The sequence below is a fragment of the Arthrobacter sp. SAFR-044 genome (genome assembly GCF_051965175.1).
Classification (GTDB): domain Bacteria; phylum Actinomycetota; class Actinomycetes; order Actinomycetales; family Micrococcaceae; genus Arthrobacter.
This window is the reverse complement of sequence record NZ_JBQCMK010000001.1, coordinates 405,793-431,909: the sequence shown is the minus strand read 5'-3', so window position 1 is coordinate 431,909 and position 26,117 is coordinate 405,793. Positions and strand designations below refer to the sequence as shown.

The following is a 26,117-nucleotide window of genomic DNA, read 5'->3' as shown; positions in this document are numbered from 1 at the left end:
TCTATGCCTCATCCAGGATGGCCGGAACCTTGAAACGGTTGTCATCGGAGTCCGGTGCGCCGGAGAGAGCCTGTTCCGCGGTGAAGGTGTGTCCCACAACGTCCTCACGGAACACGTTGGTGAGCGGGATGGGGTGCGAGGTGGCCGGGACGTCGTCCCCCGCGGCCTCGCTGACGGACTTGACCGAATCCACGATGACGGCGAGCTCGCCGGCCATCCTGTCCAGCTCTTCGGCACTCATCTCGATGTGAGCGAGCCGCGCGAGATGCGCGACGTCGTCACGGTTGATCGCAGCCATGGATCTCCCCTGCAAAGTTCGAATTGTTTTCCGATCCAGTCTAGTGCGGAAACGCAGATGCCCGTCTGACATCCCCCAGCGGGCGTCAGACGGGCACCTTCGATACCCGGCCTGCCTCGGGGACAGGATCACGGGCAGGTACAGACTAGCCGATTCCGATGGCTCCGGTAAGCATGCCGACTCCGAGCATTACCAGGGAGATGACGGCGGTGCGCCACAGGACCTTTTTGTGGTGGTCGCCCAGGTCCACCTTGGCCAGCGAGACCAGCAGCAGGATGGCCGGAACCAGCGGGCTCTGCAGGTGGAACGGCTGGCCGGTGATGGAGGCACGGGCCATGTCAGCGGCGCCGACACCGTAGTGGGCAGCGGTTTCGCTGAGGACGGGCAGGACGCCGAAGTAGAACGCGTCGTTGCTCATGAAGAACGTCATGGGGATGCTGAGCACACCGGTGATGACCGCCATGAACGGACCCATGGAGGTGGGGATGATCTGGACCAGCCACGCGGACATTGCTTCCACCATGCCGGTGCCCTTGAGGACGCCGGTGAGGACGGCGGCGGCCATGACCATGCTGACCACGGCGACGATGGACGGTGCGTGCGCAATCAGCTGGGCGCCCTGGTCCTTGACCTTGGGGAAGTTGACCAGCAGGGCGATTGCGGCGCCCACCATGAACACGAACGGCAGCGGGATGACGTTGGCGACGAGCACCACCATGACGGCGACGGTCAGGGCCAGGTTGAACCAGAACAGCTTGGGGCGCAGGGTGCTGCGGTTGGGGTCGAGAGCGGTGTCCGCCATGGCGGAGTCGTGCTCATCCACCAGGGTTTCGGTGCGTTCCAGGATTGCCACCGAACCACCGGCGGGGGCTGCTCCGCCGGGGTTGCCGCCCTTGCGGCCGCGGCCGGTTCCGGAAGCGCCGGTGCCGGAGGCACCTGCGGAGGTGCCGCCGTCGAACTCTTCCGCAGTGTCCGGCACGCCCCAGATCTCGGGAGCGGTGGCGCGGAGGCGGTTGCGTTCCTGCAGGCCGAGCAGCCAGGAGAAGGCGAAGACGACCACCAGGCCGGCCACGAGGGACGGGATCATGGGGACGAAGACATCGTTGACGTCGATCTTCAGGGCGGTGGCGGCGCGGGCCGTAGGGCCGCCCCACGGCAGGATGTTCATGGTGCCGTTGGCCAGGCCGGCCACGCAGGTGAGGACCACGGGGCTCATCTTGAGGCGCAGGTAGACCGGCAGCATGGCTGCGGTGGTGAGGATGAAGGTGGTGGACCCGTCGCCGTCCAGGGACACGGCGGCGGCCAGGATGGCGGTGCCCAGGACCACCTTGGCGGGGTCGTTGCCCAGCTTGCGGAGGATGAACTTCACCAGCGGGTCAAAGAGCCCGACGTCGATCATCAGGCCGAAGTAGATGATGGCGAACATCAGCAGGGCCGCGGTGGAGGTCATGGACTTCATGGAGTCCATCACCATGTCGCCGATGCCAAGGCCGGCACCTGCGAACAGGCCAAAAACAGTAGGGACAATGATCAACGCCAGCACTGGCGTCAACTTCTTCGTCATGATCAGCACCATGAATACCGCGATCATGGCGAATCCAAGTATTACCAGCACAGCCGGCTCCTTCTTGTGAACAGCGGCACAGCGGTGTGACGCGTGCTACAGACTGTAGGGTGGCGGCCGTCACGGCAGTGCCTTTGGCTCAATTGATTGGCATACTGCTTATTGGGAGCATTTTGCTCATTGTGCTCACAGCGCCGTCGCGCTGGAACCGGGCCCCGCCACACCCGTCAAGGAGGATGAATGCAGCGATCCGTGCCCCGGCAGCCGCTGCGGTTTTCCACCCAGACGCTGCTGCTCCAGCTGGCCGTGGTGCTGCTGGTGGTACTGCTGAGCGCCGCCGTGCACGCCTGGCTGACGTACGACCGGGTGGGCAGCGATGCGGAGAACCAGGCGCTGACGCTCGCCCGGACCGTTGCCTCTGATCCGGAGGTCCGCGCCGAGGTGCTGGCCATCAGCGACCAGCCCGGCACTCCCCCGGCGGAGGACCTTCTGGCCGGCCCGCTGCAGGTGTCGGCGGAAGCGGCGCGGACCAGGACCGGCGCCTTGTTCGTGGTGATCACCGATGAAACCGGAATCCGGCTGGCCCATCCCGATCCCCAGCGGCTCGGCGAGAAGGTGAGCACCGATCCGTCCGAGGCGTTGTCCGGGCAGGAGGTCACCACCCGGAACACCGGAACGCTGGGCCCCTCCGCCGGCGCGAAGGTTCCGGTGTACGCGCCCGGCACCAGCACGGTGGTGGGCGAGGTGAGCGTGGGCTACTCCATGGAAACCGTGGCCCAGAGCGTGGCCCGCGATATCGGACCCGTGGCACTGACCGCCGCGGGCGCCCTCCTGGCCGGGGTCCTGGGCTCCTTCCTGCTGCGCCGCCGCCTGCAGCGCCTCACGCTGGGCCTGGAACCGGAGGAAATCAGCACCCTGGTGCACGACCAGGTGGCGGTGCTGCAGGGCGTGGACGACGGCGTCATCGGCGTCAGTGCCGACGGCCGGGTCAGCGTCTTCAACGCCGCCGCGCAGCGGCTGCTTGGTCTGCCGGACCTGTCGGGATCCCGCTGGGAGGACGCGCCCGTCCCGGAACAGCTGAAGTCCGTTACCCGCCCGGGAAACGGTGCTTCGGGTCCAGCCGCGGGCACTGGCGGATCAAACCAGGACGCCCTCGAGCTCGTGGCCGGCGGCCGGGTGCTGGTGGCGAACGCCCGGAAGGCGCTGCACCGGCGGGAGGACCTGGGCTGGGTCATCATGCTCCGCGACCGCACGGAACTGCAGGAGCTTACCCGGCAACTCGACGCCGTCGGCACCATGTCCACCGCGCTGCGCGCCCAGCGGCACGAGTTCGCCAACCAGCTGCACACCCTTGCCGGTTTCCTGGGCATCGGGCAGCATCAGGAGGCCCGCGACTACCTTGCCGGGCTGGCGGCCACCGGCCCGCTGAAGTTTCCGGTGGACCAGGCCGAGCTGCTCCAGGACCCCTACCTGCAGGCTTTCGTGGGGGCGAAGGGCGTGGAGGCGGACGAGCGCGGCGTCGCGCTGCGCATCGGGCCGGAGACGCTGGTCCGCGGGCAGGTCACGGAGGCCCAGGACGTGACTACGGTACTGGGGAACCTGATCGACAACGCGGTCAACGCCGCCGTGGCAGGGTCCTCGACGGACCGCTGGGTTGAGCTTGAGGTGCTGGACGAGCCGGGCGACGACGGCGGCACCCTGCACGTCGTCGTGGCGGACTCAGGTGACGGGCTGGCAGAAGGGGCAGACACGGAGGGCGTGTTTGCCGAAGGTTTCACTACTGCCGCGGGTCCGGTGCGTGCCGGCGGCGGGCAGGGCTTTGGGCTGGCGCTGGCGCGCCAGCTGGCACGGCGGCGGGGCGGCGACGTGAAGGTGCTGGAGCGGGGCACCCGGGGCGGGCCGGGTGCCGTGTTCATGGCCAGCCTTCCGCACACGACGGCGGGGAACCCTGCCGCAAAGATCACGGGGACGGCCGGAAAGGATGACAATGGCTGATGATTTTCGGGTCCTGATCGTGGACGACGACTTCCACGTGGCCAAACTGCACGCCGCTTACGTCGATTCGGTGGCCGGGTTCCTGGCGCTGGCGCCCGTTGGTACTGCGTCGCTGGCCCTGCAGGCCATCCACAGCCTGCGGCCAGACCTGGTGCTCCTGGATGTGTACCTTCCGGACGCCTCCGGGCTGGACCTGCTGCAACAGCTGGATGTGGACACGATCATCCTCAGCGCCGCATCCGATCCCGCGTCGGTCCGGGTGGCCTTCCGCCGCGGTGCGCTGGGGTACCTGCTCAAGCCGTTCACAGCTGAGTCACTGTCGCAGCAGCTGCGCTCCTATGCCCGGTACCGGCGCCTCCTGGCCCAGCCGGGGGCACTGGACCAGGAGGCCGTGGAACGCGCCAAACGTGCCCTGATTCCGGGGGACGTCGCGCCGTCGTCGAAACCCCGTTCCGCAACGGAGGCGGCGGTACTGGAATCGCTGGCCCCCGGCGAGCAGTACTCTGCCGCCGAGGTGGCCGCCCGCGTGGGCGTCTCCCGCGCCACCGCCCAGCGGTACCTGTCCTCGCTGGCGGACGACGGCGCAGTGGACATCCAGCTCCGCTACGGCACCACCGGCAGGCCGGAGCACCGCTACGGCCTGCCTGGGAGGTAGGGCCGGAAACTTACTCGCTCTTCTGCGCGACCAGTTCAATCTCGACGAGCATCTTCGGGTCCAGGAACGGGAGCACGTGGACCAGGGAGAGGGTGGGTCGGATCTCACCGAACACCTCGCCGTGGGCCCGGCCGGCCTCTTCCCATTTGCTGATGTCCGTCAGGTACAGCTTGGACTGCACCACGTCTTCGTAGGCGAAGCCGGCGTCGGCCAGGACCTTGCCGAGCTTCTGCAGGACGTACTGGGTCTGGGTGTAGAAGTCATCCCCCACCACTCCGTCGTCACCGCTGGCCGCGGTGGCGGAGATGTACAGGGTGTTGTCCACCTGGACGGCGCGGGAATAGCCGAGGGTCTGTTCCCAGACGGATCCGCTGCCGAAGGTTTTGCGCATGGGTGGGCCTTTCAAAGCTGGAATGGGTCGGCACCACTGTAGGGCTGCTACAGGTCGCGCCGGTAAACCAGCAGTTTTATGTCGGTTCCGGGGACCAGCCAGTCCCGTTCCGGCACGCGCTGGAAGCCGGTCTTGCGGTACAGCCCGTGCGCGCTTTCCCAGGTTTGGCCGGTGGTAAGGGCCACTGCGCGGATGCCGGGGAGCGTCCTGGCATGGCCGATGATGGCCTCGACCATGGCTTTGCCGGCGCCACTGCGCTGGACGGCAGGGTCCACCACCAGCATCCGGAATTCCAGCTCATCCTGCAGGGCGATGTCCGCGTACGGCTCCCCCGCCAGTGCCAGGGTCACCGAACCGACCACAGCGCCGTCCCGCTCCGCAACCCAGATGGTGGCCTGCTCCGCGCGCTCTGCCACATCCATGATCTTGACCATGTAGGGGTGGGCTGCGTCGTCGAAGTAGCCTGCCGAAAGATACGAATCTCCGGTGATGCGGGCAATGGCGGCGAAGTCGGCCTCGACGGCGGGACGGATGGTTATCTGCGGCTGCACCAGTCAATGCTAGTAGCGGGCCCACCCGCGGCACGTCAGGAAGGCACTTTCCGTGACAGAACTATCAGAACGGGCTGCCGTCCCGCTTTGACACGAAGCGCGATGGATCCGGGCCGCTCTGGACCGCCAAGGATCCAAGCCGGCACAGGCCCGTGCCGGGTTAGAGCGGAAACTTCCCGGACAACTCCAGGCTGGCGGCACAGGTCCAGGCGTCCAGGCGCTCACCATCGGTCGGGCCACCGTCGAGCGGGCTGGTGAGGCGCGGCCTGCGCACCCAGCATCCGGCCTCCTCCGCTATCAGCGCGCCGGCTGAAAAGTCGTGCTCGTTCAGGCCCCGCTCGCCGTAGGCATCGTGGGTTCCGTCCGCCACCATGCACAGGTCCAGGGCAGCGGAACCAAGCCGGCGGACATCGGCAAAGCCGTCCATCAACGCACCGAACGCGCCGGCCTGCTGGATGCGGATGTCGGGCTCATAGCTGAACCCGGTGGCCAGGATCTGCCCGGCGCGGCCCGGTACCGGGCCGTCGAGCCTGGTGACAGTGCCGCGTTCCTCCAGCCACGCACCCTGGCCGCGGGCAGCGTAGTACACCCTGCCAAGGGCGGGGGCGTTGACGACGCCGGCCAGCCAGACGCCGTCGGCATCGGCAACAGCCACGGAGGTGGCGTAGTAAACGATATTGCGGATGAAGTTGGTGGTGCCGTCCAGGGGGTCGATGGACCAGCGGTAACCGGTGGGTTCGGTGGCCCGGGTGGTTCCTTGCTCCTCGCCCGTGATGCTGTCGCCGGGGCGGGCAGCGGCGATGACGCGGCGCACGGCGTTTTCCGCGGCCAGGTCGAAGGCCGTGACCCAGTCCCCGGCCGCCCCCTTGTTGCTCGCGTCCAGGGCGTTGCCGTCGCGGCCGGACAAGACCTTTGCGCCTGCCGCGGCCGCCTGTTTGGCTACCTCCAGCAGCTCCGTTGCGGACGTCATGCGTTCTCCTCCACGGTGTGGTCCTCGACAGTGTTCTCCCCGACGGTGTTTTCCCCGGCAGTGTTGTCCCCGACAGTGCTGTCCCCGGCAGTGGTTGGTACGGTCGCCTCTTCGTTGCCGTCGTCGCCCACTTCTTGTCGTGCCGCGTCCCCCGAAGCTGTTCCGCCTGCCGGCCCGTCCCCCAAAGCTGCCGGACCGCCGTCGAGCAGTTGCCGGAACCCGTCCTCGTCCAGGACCCGGATCCCCAATTGCTCTGCCTTGTCCAGCTTGCTGCCGGCGCTTTCGCCGGCCACCACATAACTGGTGTTCTTGGAAACGGAACCTGACGCCTTGCCGCCCCGGAGCAGGATGGCTTCCTTGGCCTCGTCGCGGCTGAAGTTGGGCAGGGAGCCCGTGACCACCACCGTCAATCCCTCAAGGGTGCGCGGCATCGACTCGTCCTGTTCGTCCTCCATGCGTACCCCGGCGGCGGCCCAGCGGTCGATGATCTCCACGTGCCAGTCCTCGGCGAACCACTCCTTCAGAGCTGCGGCGATGGTGGGGCCAACACCGTCCACGTGCGCGAGTTCCTCCTCGGACGCTGCGCGGATGCGGTCCATGGAGCCGAATGCCTGCGCCAGAGCCCGTGATGCGCGTGGGCCGACGTGCCGGATGGACAGGGCGACCAGGACCCTCCAGAGGGGCTGGGTCTTGGCTTTTTCAAGTTCCGTGAACAGCTTCTGGGTGGTGGCGGTGGGCTTGGACGGGGACTTTGCCGTGCCCTTGCTGAAGAAGTACGGCACCAGTTCATATTCACCGGTGGGGACGCCTTTGGCCTTTTTCTCGCGCCGGATCCGAACGCCGGCCAGGTCCTCGGGGGTGAGGTCGAACAGGCGGGCTTCGGAAGTCAGCGGCGGGGTATCCGGTTCAGCGGGCTGGGTCAGTGCGATGGCGGCCTCCCAGCCCAGGGCCTCGATATCGAAGGCACCACGGCCGGCGACGTGGAATACCCGCTCGCGCAGCTGCGACGGACAGGACCTGGCGTTGGGGCAGCGCACATCAACGTCCCCCTCCTTCGCAGGTGCCAGCGGCGTTCCGCAGGAGGGGCACTCGGTGGGCATCACGAAGTCGCGCACCGGCGGGTCCTGCTGGTCGCGGAGGTTCAGGACCGGGCCGACGATCTCGGGGATGACGTCCCCGGCCTTCCTCAGGATGACGATGTCGCCGATCTTGACGCCCTTGGCCTTGACCACGTCCTGGTTGTGCAGGGTGGCCATTTCCACCGTGGACCCCGCAACTTTGACCGGCTCCATGACACCGTAGGGCGTCACGCGTCCGGTGCGGCCCACGTTGACCTGGATATCCAGCAGCTTGGTGTGCACTTCCTCCGGCGGGTACTTGTAGGCTACGGCCCAGCGGGGAACGCGGGTGGTGTTGCCCAGGGCACGCTGGGTGGCGAAGTCATCCACCTTGATGACGATGCCGTCGATTTCATGGAGCAGCTTGTGGCGCTGGTCCCCGTACCGCTTGATGAACGCCAGGACGTCGTCGCGGGTCTCCAACACCTCGAAGTACGGGCTGACCGGCAGGCCCCATTCCTTCAGCAGCCCGTACGTTTCGGACTGGCTGCCGGCGGCAAGCCCCTCCCGGGCACCAATGCCGTGGACGAACATCTTCAACGGCCGCTTGGCCGTCTCCGCCGGATCCTTTTGCCGCAGCGAACCGGCCGCGGCGTTGCGGGGATTGGCCAGCGGCGCCTTGCCGGCTTCGATCAGGGCCTCATTGAACTCGGCGAACGCCTTGGACGGGATGAAGACTTCACCGCGCACTTCCATTTCGGCCGGGAAGCCGCTGCCGCGCAGCTCCTGCGGGATTTCCTTGATGGTGAGCAGGTTGTGGGTGATGTCCTCGCCTGTGGTGCCGTCGCCGCGGGTGGCAGCCCGCACCAGCTTGCCGTCGCGGTACAGGAGGTTGACTGCCAGGCCGTCGATCTTCAGTTCGGTCAGCCAGGCGGCTTTGGCACCGCCGTCGCCGATTTTTTCGATGCTGGCCTCGGCGCGGTTGAGCCAGGCCTCGAGCTCCTCCAGCGAGAAGACGTCCTCTAGGCTGTACATGCGCTGCAGGTGTTCCACCGGCGCGAAGGCGGCGGACACCTCGCCGCCCACCTCCTGGGTTGGTGAATCGTTGGCGACAAGCTCGGGGTGCAGTGCCTCGATCTCCTCGAGGCGGCGGAACAGCGCATCGAACTCGGCGTCCGACACCAGCGGCGCATCCTCCTGGTAGTACGCGAACCGGTACTTCCGGACCAGGTCCGCGAGGTTGTCGTATTCCTCGCGGATGGCTTCGGTGGGGGTCGCCTCGGGCTCGTGCGGTGCCGTGGTCCGGGTAGCGGTTTGTTCTGCGGGTCCTGGTCCTGTGCTCACAGACCTATCTTGCCTTACACCTCCGACAGCCATGGGGCAGGACGGCGTGGCACGCACCCCGGCTCAGTGCGCCCGGAGCCCGTTCCGGTTCCGGTTCCACCAGGCGAAGGCTCCGGCGGAGGTGCCCACCAGCAGCGTGCCCAGGGCGATGGGCCCGAGGGCCGGCCCGCCAGGACCCCCGCCACCGGTAGGGGCAACGGCAGCCAACTGGGTGGGCGCGCTGGTCCGGTTAACAGGGCTGTTCCAGTCCTGTCCGCTGGAGGGGCCGGTGGGCGGCCGGTAACCGGCGGAGGGAGAAGAACCAACGGCAGGTTCATCCGGGGCTGCCGGCGCCGTCGCAGGCTGCTGCGCCGGATCCGGTGCCGGGGCATCGGGCTGCGACTGGGTATCGCCCTGTGGTGGTTGGGGCTGGGCCGGTTGCGCGGGCACATCCGTCGGAGGTGCCGGCTGGGCCGGCGGCGGCGCCAGCTCCCTTGATTTCCGCGGCCGCCCGGTTTGGCCGGCGTCGGGGCTGCTGGCGAGGATGGGCAGGCAGACCAACCCGCAGTCTGATGGGGCCTGGGTTTCCGACGCCGGAGTTGGAGAGGGTGCGGTGGCGGCGGCGAGCGCGGGCCCGGCCGGGAAGAAGCCAAGAGCGAAGGCCAAGGCAGCTGCTGAAGCCGTCGTCGAGACGGCATGGAGGATCAGAGCGGACGGGGTCATTGCTACCTTTCGATGCGCGCAGCCCCCCACCGCGGCTTTCTGGTGTCCCCGGTAGTCTTCTACAGCGCCCGGCGGGGCCGCAAATCCGCCGCAGCGGCGGCCCCGTCGTCGTTGGTCCTGCTCAGTCCCGGTTTTCCGGCGGCAGCGCCACCTGGATCTTGCGGGCCTTGCCGCGTCCCACCACGTAGCCGCGGCCGGGGATGAACTCCGGGCTCACCCGGCCCAGGGAGGTGTTGAGCAGGCTGTCGCCCTCGATGTCCCCGGGGTTGAGCAGCAGGCCGCGGCGCCCGGATTTGAAGGGCTGGGCAAGCTGCCAGGCGCTGGACCAGGTGGAAGACTCGGACTCGCCGATGACCCACTGGTCTGCTTTCAGCGAGGCCGTGACCAGCTGTGCCATGCCCGATTCGGCGATAGTGTCGGTGAACTCCGTCAGGCCTTCGATGAAGAAGGCCACCGCTCCCGGATTCCCGGTGGAGTGTTCCACCAGGTCCTCCACCACCTCGGCCAGGTCGTCCGGCCCCACCACCGAGCGGTTCCAGATGGGAAGGGAGGCGACGGCGGACCGGCGCGACCCGAGGTAGATCAGCTCAGTGGCAGGGTTGGACCGGCGCAGTGCATAGGCAAGGGTCACGAGGGCTACGGTCCGTCCGGCACCGGGCGGGCCGGCCAGCAGCAGCGGGCCGCGGGCCATGATCTCCGCGGGCTGCAGGGACTCGTCGTCCACACCGACCACCGGCAGGTCCGGGCTGCCGGCGGCGAGGACATCCAGGTCCACCTGCTCGGGCAGCCGTTCGATGCCGGGCGCGGTATCGAGGCCTTGGCGCAGCATGGCTTCGCTGAGCTTATGGACTTCCCGGGCCTGCAGGGCCAGGTTGGAGTTGCCGCCCAGGACGGCAAGCTGGACCTCAAGTCCGTCCAGCAGCCCGCGGCCCGGCGGCGACGTCGCAGTGAGGACATCCCTGGGCACGTCCATGGAGATGTAGTCGTCCTCATTGGACAGCCGCAGCACCAGGCGGCGCTGGATGGAAGCAAGCAGCGACGCGGGGACGGCGTTGGGCCGGTCCCCCGTCACCACCAGGTGGATGCCCAGGGTGCGGCCGTCAGTGGCCAGCTGCAGGAAGATGTCCCAGAGCCCGGAAAGCTTGCTGTGCTCGTATGCTTCCCGGAACGCGGACATGCCGTCCACCAGCACGAAGATCCGCTTCTCATCCGGCCGGTTGGCCAACTTCCGGTACTCCACGATGGTGGACGCACGCACCTCTGCGAACTGCGCGGACCGCAGCTCGGCAATATCCCGTAAGAGGCGCAGCAGCCGCCCCACGCGTTCCACGTCGTCGCCGTTGATGATCTCGCCCACGTGCGGAAGCTCCTCCAGCATCCGCAGCCCCGAAGAGCCACAATCGATGCCATAGACGTGGACCGGGCCACCGCGCGGGGTGACCGCAGCAGCAATGGCAATGCCGCGCAGGGCTGCAGATTTGCCGGAACCGCCGGTGCCGTAGATGGCCATGTTGCCGTCCCGGTCAGGTTCGTAGAACACGGTGGGCTGGTCCTGGTGCACTGGATCGTCGGCAACGCCCAGGAGCAGCTGTTCGTCGGTGCGGGGGTTGGGCAGCTTGGAGAAATCGTAGGTCTTGGCCAGCTCATCCAGCCACGGCTTGCGCGGCGGCCGGATGGCCAGGGTGTCCGCGGCGTGCACGATGGTGGAAGTCATCCTGGCGATGTCATTGGGCCCGGCCGGTTCCTGGGCAACGGGCTTAGCAGGGGCGGGCGCTTCCCAGCTGGGACCGGAACCGAAGGCCATCTCCACGATGTCGATCTGCGGCCGCTGCGGCTTGTCAGTGGTCCAGCCGCCGGCGTAGCCGGTCTGGAATCCCTGGATGCGGCCCGGCCCGGTCTTGGCGGCGCCGCGGCCCGGAATGCCAGGATCGAAGTAGGCGGCATCCGGGACGCCCAGGATGTCCGTGGCGTCGTCCTCATCCGCCATGCGCAGTGCCACCCGGAGGTTGGTGTTGGCGCGCAGGTTGTCCTTGATGACGCCGGCCGGACGCTGGGTGGCCAGGATCAGGTGCAGGCCCAGGGAGCGGCCGCGCGCGGCCACGTCCACCACGCCGTCGACGAACTCGGGAACGTCGCTGGCCAGGGCGGCGAATTCGTCCACGATGATGATCAGGTACGGCGGTGCGTCGGGATCAGCCTCGCGCTGCAGGGCCAGCAGGTCCTTGGCCTTCTTCCGGTTCAGCAGCTGCTCACGGTAATGCAGCTCCGCACGCAGGGACGTCAGGGCGCGGCGCACCAGGTGCGGGGACAGGTCGGTGACAAGCCCGACGGTGTGCGGCAGGTTGATGCAGTCCGCGAACGCGGCGCCGCCCTTGTAATCCACAAACAGGAAGCTGACGCGGTCCGGGCTGTACGCCGCGGCCATGCCCATGACCCAGGACTGCAGGAATTCGGATTTACCTGCACCGGTGGTGCCGCCCACCAGCGCGTGCGGCCCCTCGTTCTTCAGGTCCAGGTACAGCGGCTCGATGCCCTTGGACCCCACCAGCGCCCGGAGCGTGCCGTTGTCTTTGCGGTTGGCCACCGCGGTGGCCTGGACGGAGTTGTTCTCCGTCCAGCGCTCTGCCACGGCGTCGGGGTTGTCCAGGAAGTCCTTGCCGATCAGGGTTGCATACGACACGGCACGCGGCAGGTCGGAGTCGTCGTTGACGGGCTTGCCCACATCCACCACGGGGGCCAGCATCCGTGCCAGCTGCGCGGCAAGTTCGGCATCCACGCTTTCGCAGCTGACCGGGTAGGTGTGACGGCCCAGGCGCACCTGGCCGGTAGTGGTGCCGTGGTGGCCGTCCACCACCATGAAATCGCGGCAGGCTGCGGGCAGCGCCTGGATGTCGGTGGCCACCCACAGGACGTGGACGCCGCAGTCGGGACCCCGCTCGGCCAGCCGGGTGAGCCTGCCGCGGTCCACGGGCGCGTCGTCCTCCACGATGACCAGCACCGACGGGAGGACGGGCTCTTCGAGTTCATGCTTGACGGGGTCGATGCCCGGCCGCAGGTCCGGGGCGCTCCGTTTGGCCGCTGTTTCCCGGGCATCCACCAGGTCCTCAAGCCGTGCCAGCAGGGAGGAGCCGCCGGCAGACCCGGCTGCCAGGTGGTCCCCGCCCAGCGGGCTGTGGCCGGAGCCAACGTGCGGGAGCCACTGCAGCCAGTTCCAGCGTTCGCGGGACTGGGCGGACGTGATAGCCGTCAGGATCACCTCTGCCGGGGAGTGCAGGCCCACCAACTGCAGCACCATGCCGCGGGCCACGTCGTCCACCAGGCCGCGGGCGCCGGCGATGCCCAGGGCGCCGGAGGTGCGCAGCTGGGAGACCACGGGGACGCCTTCGATCTCGCTGAACTGCTTGATGCAGTCCTGGATCTCGCGGGCATACTGGACCTCGGTGTCATTGTTGGACGGCTCTTCCAAAGGGATGCGGGAGGGTGCTGTCCCCAGCCCAAAGCGCAGGCCCAGGAAGGAGGAGTGCTCCGGCCGGTGGGTCCACAGCAGCGGTCCGAGCTTGTAGATGGCGTCCACGGTGTCGCTGACGGACGGCGCTTCCTGGAGCCGGACCGCCCGTTCCACTTGCTGCAGCTCGGTGAGGTCCTGCCGGAAGTCGGCCATGGAGGCGCGGAACTGCTTGAGCTGTTCCTTCTGTTGCTTCCGGGTCCGCATCCGCTGGTCCACGTAATGGCCCACGATGAACAGGGGCATCATCAGCATGAACACCACGGAGAGCACGTTCTGGGTGACCGCGAAGATGACCGCCCCCATCATCAGGGGCGCCACCAGCATGATGTACGGGAACGGCTGGTCTTCGGGACGCTTGGGTCCGGCCGGGAGGACACGCTTGGGCACGTCGAAGCGGGGCACCACCCGCGGGGAGCGGTTGAAGTCAACCAGGGGCGACGTCGGCGCTGCCGCGTGGTTGTGCCCCAGCGGCACCACGGTGATGGTGGTGTCCCCCAGGGTCACCGTGTCGGATGAGTTCAGGGTGGCGCGGGTGACGGGCAGGCCGTCCATCAGGAGGCCGTTGGCGGAATTGGTGTCCACGATCTCGATGCTCTCGCCCACCGTGATCCGGGCGTGCCGCTTGGACGTGAGCGGGTCCGTCAGGCGGATGTCCACGTCCCGGTCCCGGCCGATGTAGCTGGTGCCGGTGGGCAGCGAAAATTCACGGCCGACGTCGGGCCCGGACAGCACGCGCAACGTGGCGGCAGCAGGTCCACGGCTGGCTCCGGGTTCGTGGAACTGCCCGCTCACCTGCGCCAGCGAGACCACGGAGCCCGGGCGCAGGCCCGATTCAAGGAGGTTGTCCTCCCGGGCCAGGATGTTTCCGGTGATCCCGGCGCCCACGAAGGCTTCGTCGATGCGCAGGGACAGGTTGTCCGGGGCAGGGGTGCCCTTCCGGTCCGGGTCGGCCGCCCAGAGCACGGTGGCGATGTCGGCCACGGTGGCCAGGCCGTCCACCGTGACGGCCAGGTCCTTGGCGTCGGCGGGTTCGCGGCGGAGTGTCAGCCGGATCCTCATCCTTCGTCCACGCCCCTCATCTTTTCGAGCAGGTACAGGTCATCGGATGTCACCAGGTGGGTGGTGACGGCGTGCTCCACCAGGCGGGCACGGCGGTTGGTGGCCAGCTTGCCGCCCCCTCCGCGCAGTCCCACGACACCGACGCGGTCCAGCTTGTCGCAGACGTTGTCGAGTTTGCGGTTGAAGCGTGTCAGCGCCCAGCCCAGGGTCTTGGCGGCGGCTGCCGAGGAGGGGATGGTGCTGAAGCCGGTGCCTTCGCGCCGGAGCACCGGCTCGGCGAGCGCCACGATCAGTGCCTTCTGGGCGTCGGTGAAGACCACGGGCCCGATGGTGGTGTCCCCGCCGCTGGCGCCTTCGCGGGCTTCCTGCCGGAAGGATGGCGTCTTCACGTGCACGGCGAACTCGTAGGTGGTGGGTCCGGCCGTGAAGATGACGTTGGTGTGGCTGAACACCAGCGGAATCCGGGCGCCGGGCGACAGCCAGGCCTGCATGCCGCCGGAGCCGTCAGCCACGGTGGCCGAGAGCATGCTGCCCACGTTGCTGAGCCACCAGATGCCGTCGTAGCGGGCCACCTGCAGGAACTGCCGGTGCAGGTACGGGTTGTCGTCCACTTCAAGATCGCCCTCGCGGCCAATGTTGAAGATGTCCTCGTCCGATGGCTCGTACCATTCGCCACAGAAATCTATTGCTAGATCCCCCATGATCTGTGCCTCCTCAGTGGGCAATGTGTTTGCGTCATCAACTGGCTAGTCCTGCAGGCAGGCGACGGAGTCCGGGCCTTCCGGCGATGCGCTGCCGTCGGCCCGCACCAGGATCACTTCCAGGCAGATGGGAGTGGGGCCGAACCCGGAAACAAAGGTCTTTGGTACCTTCGTGGTTTCGAAGGGCCCGTCCGCCTTGGCCGATTTGGTGCGGTACTTGTAGGAGTCGCCCTCCCTGGGCTGCGGGTTGGTCCAGGAGAAGATGATGGTGTTTGGATCTTCGGGCTTTCGTGATGCCGTGAGGCCTTCAACACTGGGGACGGTGCCGCTGTCCACGGCGTCGGCCGGCGGCTTGCTGACCTGCTGGGTTTCCGCCACCTTGGGCGTGCCGGGGGCAGCGTTGGCCACCACGATGCCCACCACCGCTGCCAGCGCCAGCAGGGTGCCGCCGGAAACCGCCAGCCACAGGTTCCGCTTTCTGTGGTCTGCCGCCGGCTCCGGCTGGGGCTGGTCGACGCTCACGGGCCGGTGCACGGTGGCGTCGGCGGTGTAGGCGTCAGGCCCCGCGTCGTCCCTGACCGGGGCACCATAGTTCGCCGCGCCTGGGCTGCCGCGCAGGACGGTGGACTGGGCCCACTCCCCCTGGCCGCCGCCGTCGGCCGCGCCTGCTCCGGGCCCATCCGTTCCGGCGGGACCCGCCGGGATGGAGGGCACGGCGAGGGCCGGCCGCCATTGGCCGGGGCCGGCGGGAGTGAAGGACGACGGCGGGACGGCGCCACCCCGGCGTCCCGTGGCCTCGGTCCCGGCGCCGGGGGCGTTGGGACGGGTGCGGGCCGGGAAGGTGGGGGCGCTGCCGGTGCGCTCGGGATCGATGGCAGCAATGCTGCGGACGCGGGTTTCCTCCGTGCCGTCGTCCGGGTGGCTCTCCTCCTGCTGGGGTTCCTCAAGGACTTCGAAGGGCGTCACGGAGAGGTTGAGCTCAGCCTGGATCCGCTGGAGGGCCAGCGCGAAGGCGTGCGCGGAGGAATACCGTGACTGCGGCGACTTGGCCATGGCTGTGGCCAGGGCCAGTTCCAGCGACTCCGGCACATCCGGACGGCCCAGCCGGGGCAGCGGCGAGTTGCTGATCCGGTTGATCAGTTCCCGCTGCGAGTTGTCCGCCCCGGGCATGACGAAGGGCGAGCGTCCGGCCAGCAGGGTGTACAGGGTGGCGCCGAGGGCCCACACGTCCACCATGACGCCGTCAACACTGCCGTCGCGGAACTGCTCCGGCGGCGACCAGGGAATGGACATGCCCGAGTTGTCGTCGGAGTCCCCGGCAAGGGTGCCGGAGATCCCAAAGTCGGTCAGCGCGGGACGGTTATAGTCCGTCACCAGGATGTTCGCGGGCTTGATGTCGCGGTGGGCGATGCCGGCGCGGTGCGCGGTTTCGACGGCGGAGGCCACCTGGATGCCGACGGCCAGGACTTCATCAACGCTGAAGCGCTGGCGCCGGTACCGCACGTCCAGGCTGGGCCGGGAGCAGTACTCCATGGCCAGGTAGGAGTGCCCGTCGTCGGTTACTTCCGCTTCGAAAATGGTGACGATGTAGGGGTGCGAGGACAGCTGGGCCATGAGATTGGCCTCGGACTCGAAACGCCGGCGGGCGCCCTCAGTCTTCAGGTCGGACAGGAGTACCTTGACGGCGACCTTCCGGCGCGGCCTGTCCTGTTCGTAGAGGTAGACGTCCGAAAAGCCGCCCGAGCCGAGCAGGCTGATGTAGGTGAACCCCGGAATGCGGGGCGGCGGCGCAACAGGCCGTTTGGAACTCAAGGAATCTCCTCAAAACGCAATGAGATGTTGTCGCCCAGTTCAGCGATATCGCCGTCGAGCAGGATGGCCATCTCGTTCTGGGCGAGACGGCGCGGCGGTTGGCCTTCGCGGACCAGGACGGTGCCGTTGGTGGCCTTGAGGTCGCAGAGCATCACGTGCCAGCCCTCAAGCCGCACCTCCACGTGGGACCGGGAGATGTCGCCGCCAGGGCTTGCCACCTGCACCAGGCGCGGCATCACACCGCCCTGGACCCGGGATACTGACGGCTGGCGGCCGATCACCATGGACTGGTCGAGGTCCAGCAGGTCTCCGGTGGACAGCCGCATCCGTCCCAGCCGGGGACGCGCCACCTGCACCGCATCGGGCAACAGGGCGGCCCCGCAGACGCTGCACTGGGCGCGGGTGGGCGGGTTGGCGTGGCCCTGGGCGCAGACGCGGGCCAGCACCAGCGGGCCACCGCCGGCATCCTGCCGGGCGGCAGGTGGGTTCGCTGCCGGCCCGGCCGCTGTTCCCGCGAGGCTGCTCTTCATGACCGTCTGGCCGTCGTGGTCGGGGTCGAAGCTTGGTTCCTGCCCCGGGGCAGGCGGGTGCGCCAGCGGGTCCTGGGCTACTTCAGGTGCCTCGAAGGGTGCAGGTTCGTGGACGGGGGCATGGCTGCCCAGGCGAGGTGCAGGCATCGGGTTGGGCGTTGCACCCCCGGTGCGCCAGGGTACGGAGTCAATGAGGACTCCAGCAGATGCAGGACGGAGCGGGGTGGCAGCGGCATCGTCCGGGCCGGTCCCGGGTCCCGCCGCGTCGTCTGGACTTGCAGGCGCGGGGCCGACTTCTGGTGCTCCGGATTCCGTTGCACCCGATTCTGCGGAGGAGCCACCCGGCGCATCCTCCCTCGTGCCCAGGGCAGGCAGTGGTTCGGCAGCTGCCAGTGCCGGCTGTTGCTGCGGCACGACATGTCCGGAGTCGGCGTCGGGGTCCTCGCGCACGGCCGCATCTTCGATGTTCCGCATCACGGTCCGGTCCCACAGATGGTCGTAGGACGTGGTCGTGTCTACGGCGGGAGCTGCCTCACCACGACCTGCTGCAGCGGCGGTTGGTGTCGCGCCGGTTGTCCCGGAACCGGGCAGCTCCGATTCTTGCTCGCCAAGGCCGGCCGATTCCGCGGCACCGGTTTCCTCAAGAAGCTCTCCGTCGGCGTCGATGATCGAGCCAGGGGCAATTGTGGCTTCCGGATCGAGGTGCTGCACGGCGGGTACCGGACGGGGTATGGCGTCAGGCTGCTGCACGGCAACGGCAGGGGCGGCTGGCATGGCAGTGGCGGTCCACCTGGAGGAATCGTCGGCTGTTTCGCCCCCGCCCGTTGGCGCTTCCGGGGCAAGGGCCTGCTCGTTGTCGGCGGGACCATCCACCTCGCCGGAAGAATTGACGGCGAACGGGCCGTCAACACCGGCCGGAGTCCGCGTGGGTTCTTCACGGTCCGCCGGAGCCGGAGCAGCGACGGCGGCAGGACCGGCCGGTGCGCCCAAGGTCAGGGACTGCAGCAGCACCACGCCCTCCCCCAGTGGAAGTTCAACCAGCGGAAGGCCGGGCCGTCCCGCAGCCTGCCCTGGGGTGCCCGTGCCACCGCCTGCGATAACCAACCGGCACTTCCCGGGTACGAGGAACCTGCGCTCGTTCCAGGTGGTTACGTCACGGCCGTCGAGGTCCACGGGTCCGCCGGGCTGCTCGACGGCGAGGTCGAGCTCGCCGCGCAGGAAGACCCGCAGGGACCCGTTGAAATTCAGGATCCCGAAGGACGGTATGCGGGTCAGTGACCCACCAGAACTGCTGGTCACGGCGGCCAGGACCTCGTGCGGCTCCGGGTCTGAACCCAAAAGCTCCCAAACGGCCCCCGCCAGCGCCCCGGGCGACTCCGGACCCAGGAGGACTGCGGTTCCACGCCGGACAATGCCCAGCCAGCTGCCGGGAATGTAGCTGGCGCCGGTCATCGTCCAGGCTCTCCGTCCTGGTCCGCGCGGGCATCAACGGGTGCCGGCAGGGGCTGCGTTACGGCTTCGGAGGCCGGCGGCCGCGGCAGCGTCACTTCGTCCCCGTCCGCCGGGGTGTGGCGGGGCGCGGTGGTGCCCGCGCCGTCGTCGTTCGCGACATTCCTGGCGTCCACCACGATGGCCGTCACGTTGTCCCGGCCGCCGCTGCGAAGGGCAGCCTGGATCAGGGCGTCCACTGCGTCCTGCGGCGCCGCCACGGTGCTGAGGATGCGAAGGATGTCCTCGTCCGACAATTCCCCGGTGAGGCCGTCGGAGCAGACCAGCACGCGGTCGCCTTCCTCGATGGGGAGGAGCCAGTAGTCCGCCTCCGTCTCATCCCCCGTGCCCAAAGCCCGGGTAACTACGTGCCGGCGGGGGTGGACGGTGGCTTCCTGGGCGGTGATCTCGCCGGCGTCCACGAGCTCCTGGACCTCGGAATGGTCCACGCTGATCTGCTCGAACCGCCCCTGGCTGAGCCGGTAGGTGCGCGAATCGCCGATGTTCAGGACCAGCCAGTAGGGCATGCTCATCTGTTCCACCACCACGGCGCCCGTAAGGGTGGTGCCGGCACGGGCCCCCGTGGCTTCGCGGATGGAAGCGTCGGCACGGACCAGGTACTGCTGGAGAAGGGGGGCAGTGATGTTCCGCTCCCCGGTGGTGACCTGGGGTATTTCAGCCAAGGCACGCACGCACAGGCCGCTGGCGATTTCCCCGGCCTCGTGCCCGCCCATGCCGTCAGCCACGGCGAAGACGGGGTCGGCGGCGATGTAGGAATCCTCGTTCAGCTCCCGGCGGAGGCCCCTGTCCGTCCCGTAGCCGTAGGTGAGGACGAGGCCTGGCCCCGGCTGGATGGTGGGGGAAACACTGGCGGGGTGCTGGTTCATGCCTGTCCTAGGTAAAAGGTACGGTCTCCAAAGTGCACGCTGGAGCCGGGGGTAACAAACGTGGGGACGCCCGGCACCAGGGGGGTGCGCAGGCCGTCCGGGGTGGTGACGGCGCTTCCGTTGGTTGACTGCCGGTCCGTCACCCAGATTCCCGTGCCGTCGGTGAGCAGGTGCAGGTGCGTCTTTGAGATCGAACGTCCGGGGTCGTCCACGGCCAGCAGCTGCGCGTGCTGTTCGCCCGTTTGTCCCATGGGGTTGCGGCCCACCAGGACGCTGCGGTCCAGTTGGAAGTCGCGGCCGTCGTCCAGGCGGATGCGGAGGACGGCCACCGGCGCGGGGCCGACGGCGCCGGGGCGCACCTGGGTGCGTTCGACGTCGTCGTCCACGTGCGGCGGCGGCACGCGGTGTCCGGTGGGCACACCCGGGGAATTGCTGCCGGGCGGCGCGAAGGAGGCGGGCGACGTGTAGGGCATGGGCTGGGACGGCATGGCGGCCGACGGCGCAGGTACTGGGGGTGCCGCAGTCCGGGTTGCCGGGGGTTGGGGTGCCGGGGTTTGCGGCGCTTTGGCGCCGGCCACCGGGGAGAGCACCTGCTGGACGGGCGGAAGGTCCAGGGGCGCGAAGCTGTAGGGTCCCTGGATGCCGCCGGTGGTGATGGGGTCCCTGCCGGCCTTGACGTCGAACACCAGGGTCTTGGCAGCGGTGTCATTCCAGCCCCGCAGGCCGCCATTCCTGTCCCACCGGTTGGAAACCACCACCAGCACGGCCCAGGCGGCACCCACCAGGAGCAGCGGGGCGAGGATGAACAGGGCGGCGTCAAACCATTTGAAGACCACTATCAGTACTGCCGCCAGCAGGGCCAGGAGGATGCCTGCCCCGGTGATGAGGCCGCGCAGGAAGACTGCACCGGCGCCGGGTGCGTAGCCGTCCTGGTCCGCGCTGCGGATGCCCATGGCCAGGTTGCCGGGCGTCTTGCCGCTGCGGGCTTCCAGGCCGAGCACCACGAACAGGTAGGCCAGGGTGAGGCCCAGGCCTATGCCGCCGAACAGCACCAGGGAGGAGGTGTCGTACACGATGAAGCCGCCGCTCCTGGTCCGGGTGATCCCGGCAAATCCGATGGCGAAGGTCACCACCAGCACTGCCACCCCGGGCAGCCAGTCGATGACGGCAGCCCCAAGCCGCTTGCCCGCCGCAGCCGGAACAAGCTGAAGGTTCACTGCCATTCCCGTTCCTCCCCCTGGAGCGGCTTCCACCCTGGTGGAACCGCCGGTGCTGCCCGGCCCGGTGCCCGCGTGCAGGGTGCTCCTGTGCGCGGTGCCCGTAAATTCGGTACCCGCCGGCTGACCTGCCGGGGGCCTTTCTACTACCGGGATAGTACCGGGAATCCCGGGCGCTTGCGCGGGGCGCGCTTCCCCGGCGTCACTCCTGTCGTGGTGCGCCAGCGGGTCCGGGGTGCGGGTGCGGCGCGCGGCCCGGTTGGGCAGCGGCGCGCCGCAGGCAGTGCAGAAGGTGGCTCCCGCGCGGATCTGCTGTTGGCAGCGCGGGCAGCGTTCGGCGTCGGGCATCACTGCTGGTTGGGTCCTTGCTGGTGTGATTCGTGCGTGCCTCTGGGCGGGGCTTCCGTTCGGGGCGCTGAAGGTGCGCCGGGCGTTCCGGCCCGGTCACCTGCAGCGGCCCCGCCGGCAGCCGCCCCGCCAGCAACCCGACGGCGGCGTGCGGCAAGGATCCCACCCACCGCCGGCAGGGCCACGCGGCCGCCGCGCAGCTTGAGGCCTTTGCCGGAGTTCATGGCGGTCCGGGCGTCGGCAAGGAGCGACCGCGGCGAGAACCGTGCCTGCTGGCGCCGCCAGAATCCCATGCCCGAGGTCATTTCCTTCAGTGAACCGTCAACAATGGTCCAGTACTCGCGGACGTCCTCCTCCGTGGGCTCCCCCGCTCCGAAGATCGAGGCGTCCGCCCGGCGCGCCAGCATGATGGTGGTTCCCTGGGTGGCGGGGAACGCTTCAGCCAGGACGGCAGCACTCTCCCGGCGCGTCGAGCGGGTGTCGACGGCGGCGCCCAGGTCTGTCGCCAGGCTCACCACCTCGTTCCATCCTCCGCCCACACGCTGGGCGGGGTGCCCGTCGCGGAAACGCGACTTCCGCCGTCGTGCCTTCAACAAGGCGATCAGCAACAGCGGCAGGGCCAGGACCACCAGCGGGATGGCGACGACGCCCAGGGCACCCAGGAGGGCACCCCAGAACAGCCACGGGTTGTTCTTCTTCTGGTCGGCATCCAGGGCGTCCGGTGAGGAGTCCGGTGGCAGGTCTGCCGGTTCCTGCGGCGGGGGCGGCGGCTGCAGCACCTGCGGCTTGGGCTTCGACTTGTTCTCCGGGTCGGGCGGGATGGGGATGTTGTCCTTGGGCGGGGTGGGATCGAAGCTGACCCAGCCCACCCGTTCAAAGGCGACCTCAACCCAGGCGTGGACATCCTTGCCGGTGATCTTAACTTCGCCCGCGCCGTTCTCGGGGCTGGTCGGTTCGGGGTAGAAACCCATCACCACCCTGGACGGAATCCCCAGGTGGCGGAGCATCAGGGACATGGCCACCGCGTACTGCTCGTCGTCGCCAAGCATCTGCTTGGCCGTGAGCAGGCTGCGGATGCGGGCTGAGCCGTGGCCGGAGACACTGGGCAGTTGGCCCTCACTGACCAGGCCGTTGCTGAACGCCCCCGTCTTTTGGAAGTGGGCTTCGATCTGGCGCACCCGGTCGATGGCGGTGGGCGCATCGGCGGAGAGGTCGTTGGCCTGGGAGCCCACCACCGGAGGCACCTCCAGCGCGTCCGGGAGCGACACCTTGGCGAAGTCGTACTGCGTCAGCTGCCCGTGTTCGAGCTTAACGGGGTCGGAGACCTGGACGCTGTAGGAGTCGCCGCGGGACAACCCGTTGGTGGTCACTGCGGTGTCGGAGCCGGGGTTGAAGTAGAGGCCCGCAGCGGCGGCGGAGCCGGACTGGTCAAAACTGATGCCGGTGGTCTTTCGTCCGCCGGGGACAAAGTAGCCCTGGTAGTCCTCGATGTTGATGCTGATCGAGTAGTCGTTGGTGGGCACCACCCCGGATGCGTCGGCGAGGGTGTTGATGGATTTCGCATCGCCCACCTTGCTGAAGTTGCCGGAGCCATTGGGGTCCATGTTGTAGTTGGTCCCGTTGAAGGCATCCAGGGCGCCGAGCCGGACCCGGCCGTCCCGCGGGAGGCCCTTGACCACGAACAGGGTGTCGTCCTTTTTGTCCTTCACGTAGGTCCGGAAACTTGCCAGGGGCGTGATGTAGTCCTTGGGGTCGAACGGGGGTACCACCACGTTGCGGAGGACCTTCCGGTCCTCCCCTGCGCTGACCAGCGGTGCTGCCACCGCGGTGACCCCCACGCTGGCGGCGATGACTCCCGCCGCCATGCCCAGCCGGCGGATCCTGGCCCGCCGTGCGGCTGCAGTGTCCGTCTGCGGGTTGTTGACCGCCACCCGGCGGGTGTTGTTCCGCCGCAGGGCATCCCGGCGGAAGGTGGCCCAGGCGATGCCGAGGACGGTCAGGCCGATGCCGCGTTCCAGGGTCAGGAACGCTGCGTTGGTACTGAAGGCGATGCCGCTGACGAACAGGACCAGCACCGGGAGGAGGGGCAGGTACGGGCTTTTGGCGCGCCACGTCAGCAGCGCGGCCACGAGCGCCGTGATCAGTGCGCTGAGGAAGGGAACAATGAGTACGCCGCCGGCAGTTCCCACCGGCACGCCCACGGTGAGCATGTCCTTCCAGGCGAAGACAACGCCCAGCAGCAGGGTCCGCAGCGAGTCAAGGGTGGGGACGAACCCGGCGATGGCGGCGTCCGGCACTGCCAGCAGGGTCCCGAAGACCAGGTACGCGGCGAGGGCCAGTGCGGTGGTGATCAGCAGGCCCAGGCGCAGGTGCGCATTGGCCGCCCCGATGGCCAGGCCCAGGATGATGCCGCCGAAACCCGAGAGAAGGTAGTACGGGTCTCCGCCGAAGCTCAGGCCGAAGCCGAGCAGGCCCAGGCCCAGCAGGACCACCAGGGCTCCGGCGTCGAGCAGGAAGTGCCACAGCGGCTGGCCGTCCGCGAACGCCGACTCTTGATTGGCAGCCTTGCGGCGGGTGCGGGTTGGGGGAATTTGCGTCTGCGGGGAGCGGCCCGGCGTGGTGCTCATGCGGCCGCCTTTCGGAGCACGATGGCGAGGTCGGCCAGGTCGCCGAGCGTGAGGACAGTAAGGTCTGCGATGTTGGCGCGGGTGGGGGCCGCGCCGGCTTCCACCCTGACGGCCAGGCTGCGGACGCCGGGCGGGACGGAGGCGGCGGCAGAGCGCAGCTGGGTTGCCGTCACGTTGCTGCCCACCACGAAGAAGACCACGGAGGCGTTGGGGACGGTGTCAGCCAGGGTCCGGGCGAGGTCGACGGCGGTGCGGCGCATCGGGGTGCCCACGATCCGGGTCATGTCATCGAGCATGTTCCGGCCGGTTTCGCAGCGCAGGGGCCCCTTTTGGGTCAGGACATCCAGTTCCCGCTGTTCGCGGATGGCCTGCCGGCCGATGGAGGCAGCCACGGAGATGGCCATCTCGAACTCGGTTTCGGAGGCGTATTCCTCGGTGTTGATGGACAACGAGATGGCCAGGTGGGCACGGCGGGTTTCCTCGAACTGGCGGACCATGAGTTTGTTGGTACGGGCCGTGGTTTTCCAGTGGATGTGCCTGCGGTCATCGCCCGGCACGTAGTCGCGCAGCGCATGGAAGGAGACATCGGCGCTGGAGAGTTCGGTGGTGGGCATGCCCTCGAGGTCGCGGATGAAGCCTGCAGCGGAGCCGGCCAAGGCCACGGTCCGCGGGTGGACGAAGAGGTCCTCCGGTTCGGTCCAGAGGACCTGGCGCCGCAGCAGGTGCAGCGGGTCCGCCCGCACGGAGCGGACGGGTCCCACCACGATGACGGCGCGCCGGGCGGTGGGGATGGTGAACAGGTCTTCGTGGACCTGGCCGGGCTTCATCCGGGGCAGGTGGAACACGGCCGTGGTGCTGCCCACCGGGAGTTCCAGCGCGGCCGGCAGGAGCGGACGTGCGGAGCTGTTGGAGACGGCAATGCTGCCGACGGCGCTGTCCCCCACCGCGACCCTCGTGCGGGCCAGGTCCAGGACCACCCCATAGGAGGACCTGCCCAGGATGAAGGCAACGGCGATCACGAACATGGTGAAGGCGGCAATGGCCGCTGCCGTGGCTTCCTGCCAGCCGAACGCCTGGCCGGTGATCCACAGCAGGATGGCGGCGGCAAGGACTGACCAGCCCAAAATGCTGACCACGGACAGCACCGGCCACGCATACTTCAGCCAGTTGCGGCGGACAGCACGCCACGCGGGTGTCAGGGCTTGGAGGGCGGTGCTGCTGGCTTCCGACCACACCGTTGCAGGGTGCAGCCGGGTGGGGCGGCCGTTGCGGTGAAAAAGTTGCTGGAGACGCTCCGCGAGCCGGGTCAACGGGGTTCCGCTGGACGTGCCGTCGGACATAGGGGTGTGCCTTCGTTGTTGCGCTGGAATGGAATGGCGGGTGCAGCAGCTTTCGGCTGCCGCCAGGCGGCTCAGGCGTTGGTGCGCTGCTGCGGGGCGGCGACGTCGGCCAGGATCCGGGTGAGCACGGCCTCGGCGGTGGCGCCGGAGAACTCTGCCTCGGGGTCCATCACGAACCGGTGGGTCCACACCACCGGCGCCAGTTCCTTGATGTCGTCCGGCAGGACAAAGTTCCGGCCCTGCGAGGCAGCCCAGACCTTCGCGGCCCGCACCATGGCCAGGGCACCACGGACGGAAACCCCCAGCCGGGTTTCCGGGGCGCTGCGGGTTTCCTCGCACAGCCTGGAAATGTACTCCAGCACCGCGGTGTCCACGTGTGCCGTTGCGGCGAGGTCTGCCATGTCCGCCACTGCTTGCGTGGTGATGACGGCGGACAGTTCCTGGGAGCGGTCCTTCAGGTTGCTGCCGCCCAGGAGCCTGACGGTGGAGGCATGGTCCGGGTAGCCGATGGAGGTCTTGATCAGGAAGCGGTCCAGCTGGGCCTCGGGAAGGCGGTAGGTACCGGCCTGCTCGATCGGGTTCTGGGTGGCCATCACCATGAACGGCCGGCCTGCGGAATACGTGACGCCGTCCACGGTGACGCGGGATTCCTCCATGACCTCCAGCAGCGCTGACTGGGTCTTGGGCGAGGCCCGGTTGATTTCGTCGGCCAGGACGATGTTGTTGAAGATCGGCCCCTTGTGGAACTCGAACTTCTGGGTCTTCTGGTCGTAGATGGTCACGCCGGTGACGTCGGACGGCAGCAGGTCCGGCGTGAACTGGATGCGGTTGTTGGAGCCCTGCACGGTGGCGGCCAATGCCCGGGCAAGGGAGGTCTTGCCCGTGCCCGGGGCGTCCTCGAACAGGACGTGGCCCTCGGCCAGCATGGCGGTGAAGGTCAGCCTGATGACGTGTTCCTTGCCCAGCACCGCCTGCCCTACGTTGGCAACCAGCTTTTCGAATGTGTCGGCAAACCACTCGGCCTGCTCAATGGTCATGGTCATGAAGGGTCCTTTTTCGAAGATGGTAGAGA

Annotated in this window: 17 protein-coding genes and 2 pseudogenes; 2 read left to right on the top strand and 17 right to left on the bottom strand. The window is 68.4% G+C overall.

The annotated features are described in order from the left end of the window. Window position 1: 1 nt before the first annotated feature. Together gatC and ACTHQS_RS01835 are read right to left on the bottom strand one after the other, a co-directional pair. Window positions 2-298, bottom strand: coding sequence for an Asp-tRNA(Asn)/Glu-tRNA(Gln) amidotransferase subunit GatC (gene gatC / locus ACTHQS_RS01840; protein WP_043455998.1), 297 nt, complete (start codon window positions 296-298; stop codon window positions 2-4). 145 nt (window positions 299-443) lie between these two features. Then, window positions 444-1,913 carry a CitMHS family transporter gene (locus ACTHQS_RS01835; RefSeq protein WP_440165537.1) on the bottom strand — a complete coding sequence of 490 codons (1,470 nt, stop codon included), beginning with the start codon at window positions 1,911-1,913 and terminating at the stop codon, window positions 444-446. Between the two features lie 189 nt (window positions 1,914-2,102). Here ACTHQS_RS01835 and ACTHQS_RS01830 point away from each other — a divergent pair, with 189 nt between their 5' ends. Together ACTHQS_RS01830 and ACTHQS_RS01825 are read left to right on the top strand one after the other, a co-directional pair. Continuing rightward, the gene (locus ACTHQS_RS01830) at window positions 2,103-3,857 is read left to right on the top strand and encodes an ATP-binding protein (RefSeq protein WP_440165535.1); all 1,755 of its coding nucleotides are present in this window, start codon (window positions 2,103-2,105) and stop codon (window positions 3,855-3,857) included. Continuing rightward, window positions 3,850-4,512, top strand: coding sequence for a response regulator (locus ACTHQS_RS01825; protein WP_440165533.1), 663 nt, complete (start codon window positions 3,850-3,852; stop codon window positions 4,510-4,512). Before ACTHQS_RS01830 ends, ACTHQS_RS01825 begins: the two co-directional genes overlap by 8 nt. 10 nt (window positions 4,513-4,522) lie before the next feature. Here ACTHQS_RS01825 and ACTHQS_RS01820 read toward each other — a convergent pair whose 3' ends face one another. The 15 genes and pseudogenes from ACTHQS_RS01820 to ACTHQS_RS01750 form a co-directional block, all read right to left on the bottom strand. Continuing rightward, the gene (locus tag ACTHQS_RS01820; protein WP_440165532.1) at window positions 4,523-4,903 is read right to left on the bottom strand and encodes a RidA family protein; all 381 of its coding nucleotides are present in this window, start codon (window positions 4,901-4,903) and stop codon (window positions 4,523-4,525) included. A gap of 47 nt (window positions 4,904-4,950) precedes the next feature. Then, on the bottom strand, window positions 4,951-5,454 hold the full coding sequence (locus ACTHQS_RS01815) for a GNAT family N-acetyltransferase (RefSeq protein ID WP_387560042.1): 504 nt from the start codon (window positions 5,452-5,454) through the stop codon (window positions 4,951-4,953). A 160-nt stretch (window positions 5,455-5,614) separates the two neighbouring features. Then, window positions 5,615-6,424 (bottom strand): inositol monophosphatase family protein, encoded by an 810-nt coding sequence (locus ACTHQS_RS01810; protein WP_440165531.1) that lies wholly within the window; start codon window positions 6,422-6,424, stop codon window positions 5,615-5,617. Window positions 6,425-6,602: 178 nt separating this feature from the next. Continuing rightward, window positions 6,603-8,826: pseudogene (ligA, locus tag ACTHQS_RS01805) on the bottom strand (NAD-dependent DNA ligase LigA); the annotation flags it as partial. Window positions 8,827-8,889: 63 nt separating this feature from the next. Further along, on the bottom strand, window positions 8,890-9,528 hold the full coding sequence (locus ACTHQS_RS01800) for a hypothetical protein (protein ID WP_440165529.1): 639 nt from the start codon (window positions 9,526-9,528) through the stop codon (window positions 8,890-8,892). Window positions 9,529-9,649: 121 nt separating this feature from the next. Continuing rightward, on the bottom strand, window positions 9,650-14,095 hold the full coding sequence (locus ACTHQS_RS01795; RefSeq protein WP_440165527.1) for an FtsK/SpoIIIE domain-containing protein: 4,446 nt from the start codon (window positions 14,093-14,095) through the stop codon (window positions 9,650-9,652). After that, window positions 14,092-14,796 carry a hypothetical protein gene (locus ACTHQS_RS01790; protein WP_440165526.1) on the bottom strand — a complete coding sequence of 235 codons (705 nt, stop codon included), beginning with the start codon at window positions 14,794-14,796 and terminating at the stop codon, window positions 14,092-14,094. Before ACTHQS_RS01790 ends, ACTHQS_RS01795 begins: the two co-directional genes overlap by 4 nt. A 45-nt stretch (window positions 14,797-14,841) precedes the next feature. Then, window positions 14,842-16,608 (bottom strand): serine/threonine-protein kinase, encoded by a 1,767-nt coding sequence (locus ACTHQS_RS01785; protein ID WP_440165524.1) that lies wholly within the window; start codon window positions 16,606-16,608, stop codon window positions 14,842-14,844. Next, the gene (locus tag ACTHQS_RS01780) at window positions 16,605-18,590 is read right to left on the bottom strand and encodes an FHA domain-containing protein (RefSeq protein ID WP_440165522.1); all 1,986 of its coding nucleotides are present in this window, start codon (window positions 18,588-18,590) and stop codon (window positions 16,605-16,607) included. The genes ACTHQS_RS01785 and ACTHQS_RS01780 overlap by 4 nt, the downstream gene beginning before the upstream one ends. Beyond that, window positions 18,587-19,513: a PP2C family protein-serine/threonine phosphatase gene (locus ACTHQS_RS01775; protein ID WP_440165520.1), complete on the bottom strand. Its 927-nt coding sequence runs from the start codon at window positions 19,511-19,513 to the stop codon at window positions 18,587-18,589. Before ACTHQS_RS01775 ends, ACTHQS_RS01780 begins: the two co-directional genes overlap by 4 nt. After that, the gene (locus ACTHQS_RS01770; protein ID WP_440165844.1) at window positions 19,510-20,736 is read right to left on the bottom strand and encodes an RDD family protein; all 1,227 of its coding nucleotides are present in this window, start codon (window positions 20,734-20,736) and stop codon (window positions 19,510-19,512) included. The genes ACTHQS_RS01775 and ACTHQS_RS01770 overlap by 4 nt, the downstream gene beginning before the upstream one ends. 264 nt (window positions 20,737-21,000) lie before the next feature. Then, window positions 21,001-21,078: pseudogene (locus tag ACTHQS_RS01765) on the bottom strand (zinc-ribbon domain-containing protein); the annotation flags it as partial. Beyond that, complete coding sequence (locus tag ACTHQS_RS01760) at window positions 21,078-23,705, bottom strand: transglutaminase-like domain-containing protein (RefSeq protein WP_440165518.1); 2,628 nt, start codon at window positions 23,703-23,705, stop codon at window positions 21,078-21,080. The pseudogene ACTHQS_RS01765 and the gene ACTHQS_RS01760, both read right to left, overlap by 1 nt. Beyond that, window positions 23,702-25,045, bottom strand: a complete 1,344-nt coding sequence (locus ACTHQS_RS01755) for a DUF58 domain-containing protein (RefSeq protein ID WP_440165517.1) — start codon at window positions 25,043-25,045, stop codon at window positions 23,702-23,704. The genes ACTHQS_RS01760 and ACTHQS_RS01755 overlap by 4 nt, the downstream gene beginning before the upstream one ends. A 71-nt stretch (window positions 25,046-25,116) precedes the next feature. Further along, window positions 25,117-26,088, bottom strand: coding sequence for an AAA family ATPase (locus ACTHQS_RS01750; RefSeq protein WP_440165516.1), 972 nt, complete (start codon window positions 26,086-26,088; stop codon window positions 25,117-25,119). Window positions 26,089-26,117: the final 29 nt, after the last annotated feature.

Bases quoted from the DNA above. Each gene is read 5' to 3' on its own strand.
- gatC (WP_043455998.1), bottom strand. From the start codon at position 298: ATGGCTGCGATCAACCGTGACGACGTCGCGCATCTCGCGCGGCTCGCT.
- ACTHQS_RS01830 (WP_440165535.1), top strand. From the start codon at position 2,103: ATGCAGCGATCCGTGCCCCGGCAGCCGCTGCGGTTTTCCACCCAGACG.
- ACTHQS_RS01825 (WP_440165533.1), top strand. From the start codon at position 3,850: ATGGCTGATGATTTTCGGGTCCTGATCGTGGACGACGACTTCCACGTG.
- ACTHQS_RS01820 (WP_440165532.1), bottom strand. From the start codon at position 4,903: ATGCGCAAAACCTTCGGCAGCGGATCCGTCTGGGAACAGACCCTCGGC.
- ACTHQS_RS01810 (WP_440165531.1), bottom strand. From the start codon at position 6,424: ATGACGTCCGCAACGGAGCTGCTGGAGGTAGCCAAACAGGCGGCCGCG.
- ACTHQS_RS01800 (WP_440165529.1), bottom strand. From the start codon at position 9,528: ATGACCCCGTCCGCTCTGATCCTCCATGCCGTCTCGACGACGGCTTCA.
- ACTHQS_RS01795 (WP_440165527.1), bottom strand. From the start codon at position 14,095: ATGAGGATCCGGCTGACACTCCGCCGCGAACCCGCCGACGCCAAGGAC.
- ACTHQS_RS01790 (WP_440165526.1), bottom strand. From the start codon at position 14,796: ATGGGGGATCTAGCAATAGATTTCTGTGGCGAATGGTACGAGCCATCG.
- ACTHQS_RS01780 (WP_440165522.1), bottom strand. From the start codon at position 18,590: ATGACCGGCGCCAGCTACATTCCCGGCAGCTGGCTGGGCATTGTCCGG.
- ACTHQS_RS01775 (WP_440165520.1), bottom strand. From the start codon at position 19,513: ATGAACCAGCACCCCGCCAGTGTTTCCCCCACCATCCAGCCGGGGCCA.
- ACTHQS_RS01770 (WP_440165844.1), bottom strand. From the start codon at position 20,736: ATGGCAGTGAACCTTCAGCTTGTTCCGGCTGCGGCGGGCAAGCGGCTT.
- ACTHQS_RS01760 (WP_440165518.1), bottom strand. From the start codon at position 23,705: ATGAGCACCACGCCGGGCCGCTCCCCGCAGACGCAAATTCCCCCAACC.
- ACTHQS_RS01755 (WP_440165517.1), bottom strand. From the start codon at position 25,045: ATGTCCGACGGCACGTCCAGCGGAACCCCGTTGACCCGGCTCGCGGAG.
- ACTHQS_RS01750 (WP_440165516.1), bottom strand. From the start codon at position 26,088: ATGACCATGACCATTGAGCAGGCCGAGTGGTTTGCCGACACATTCGAA.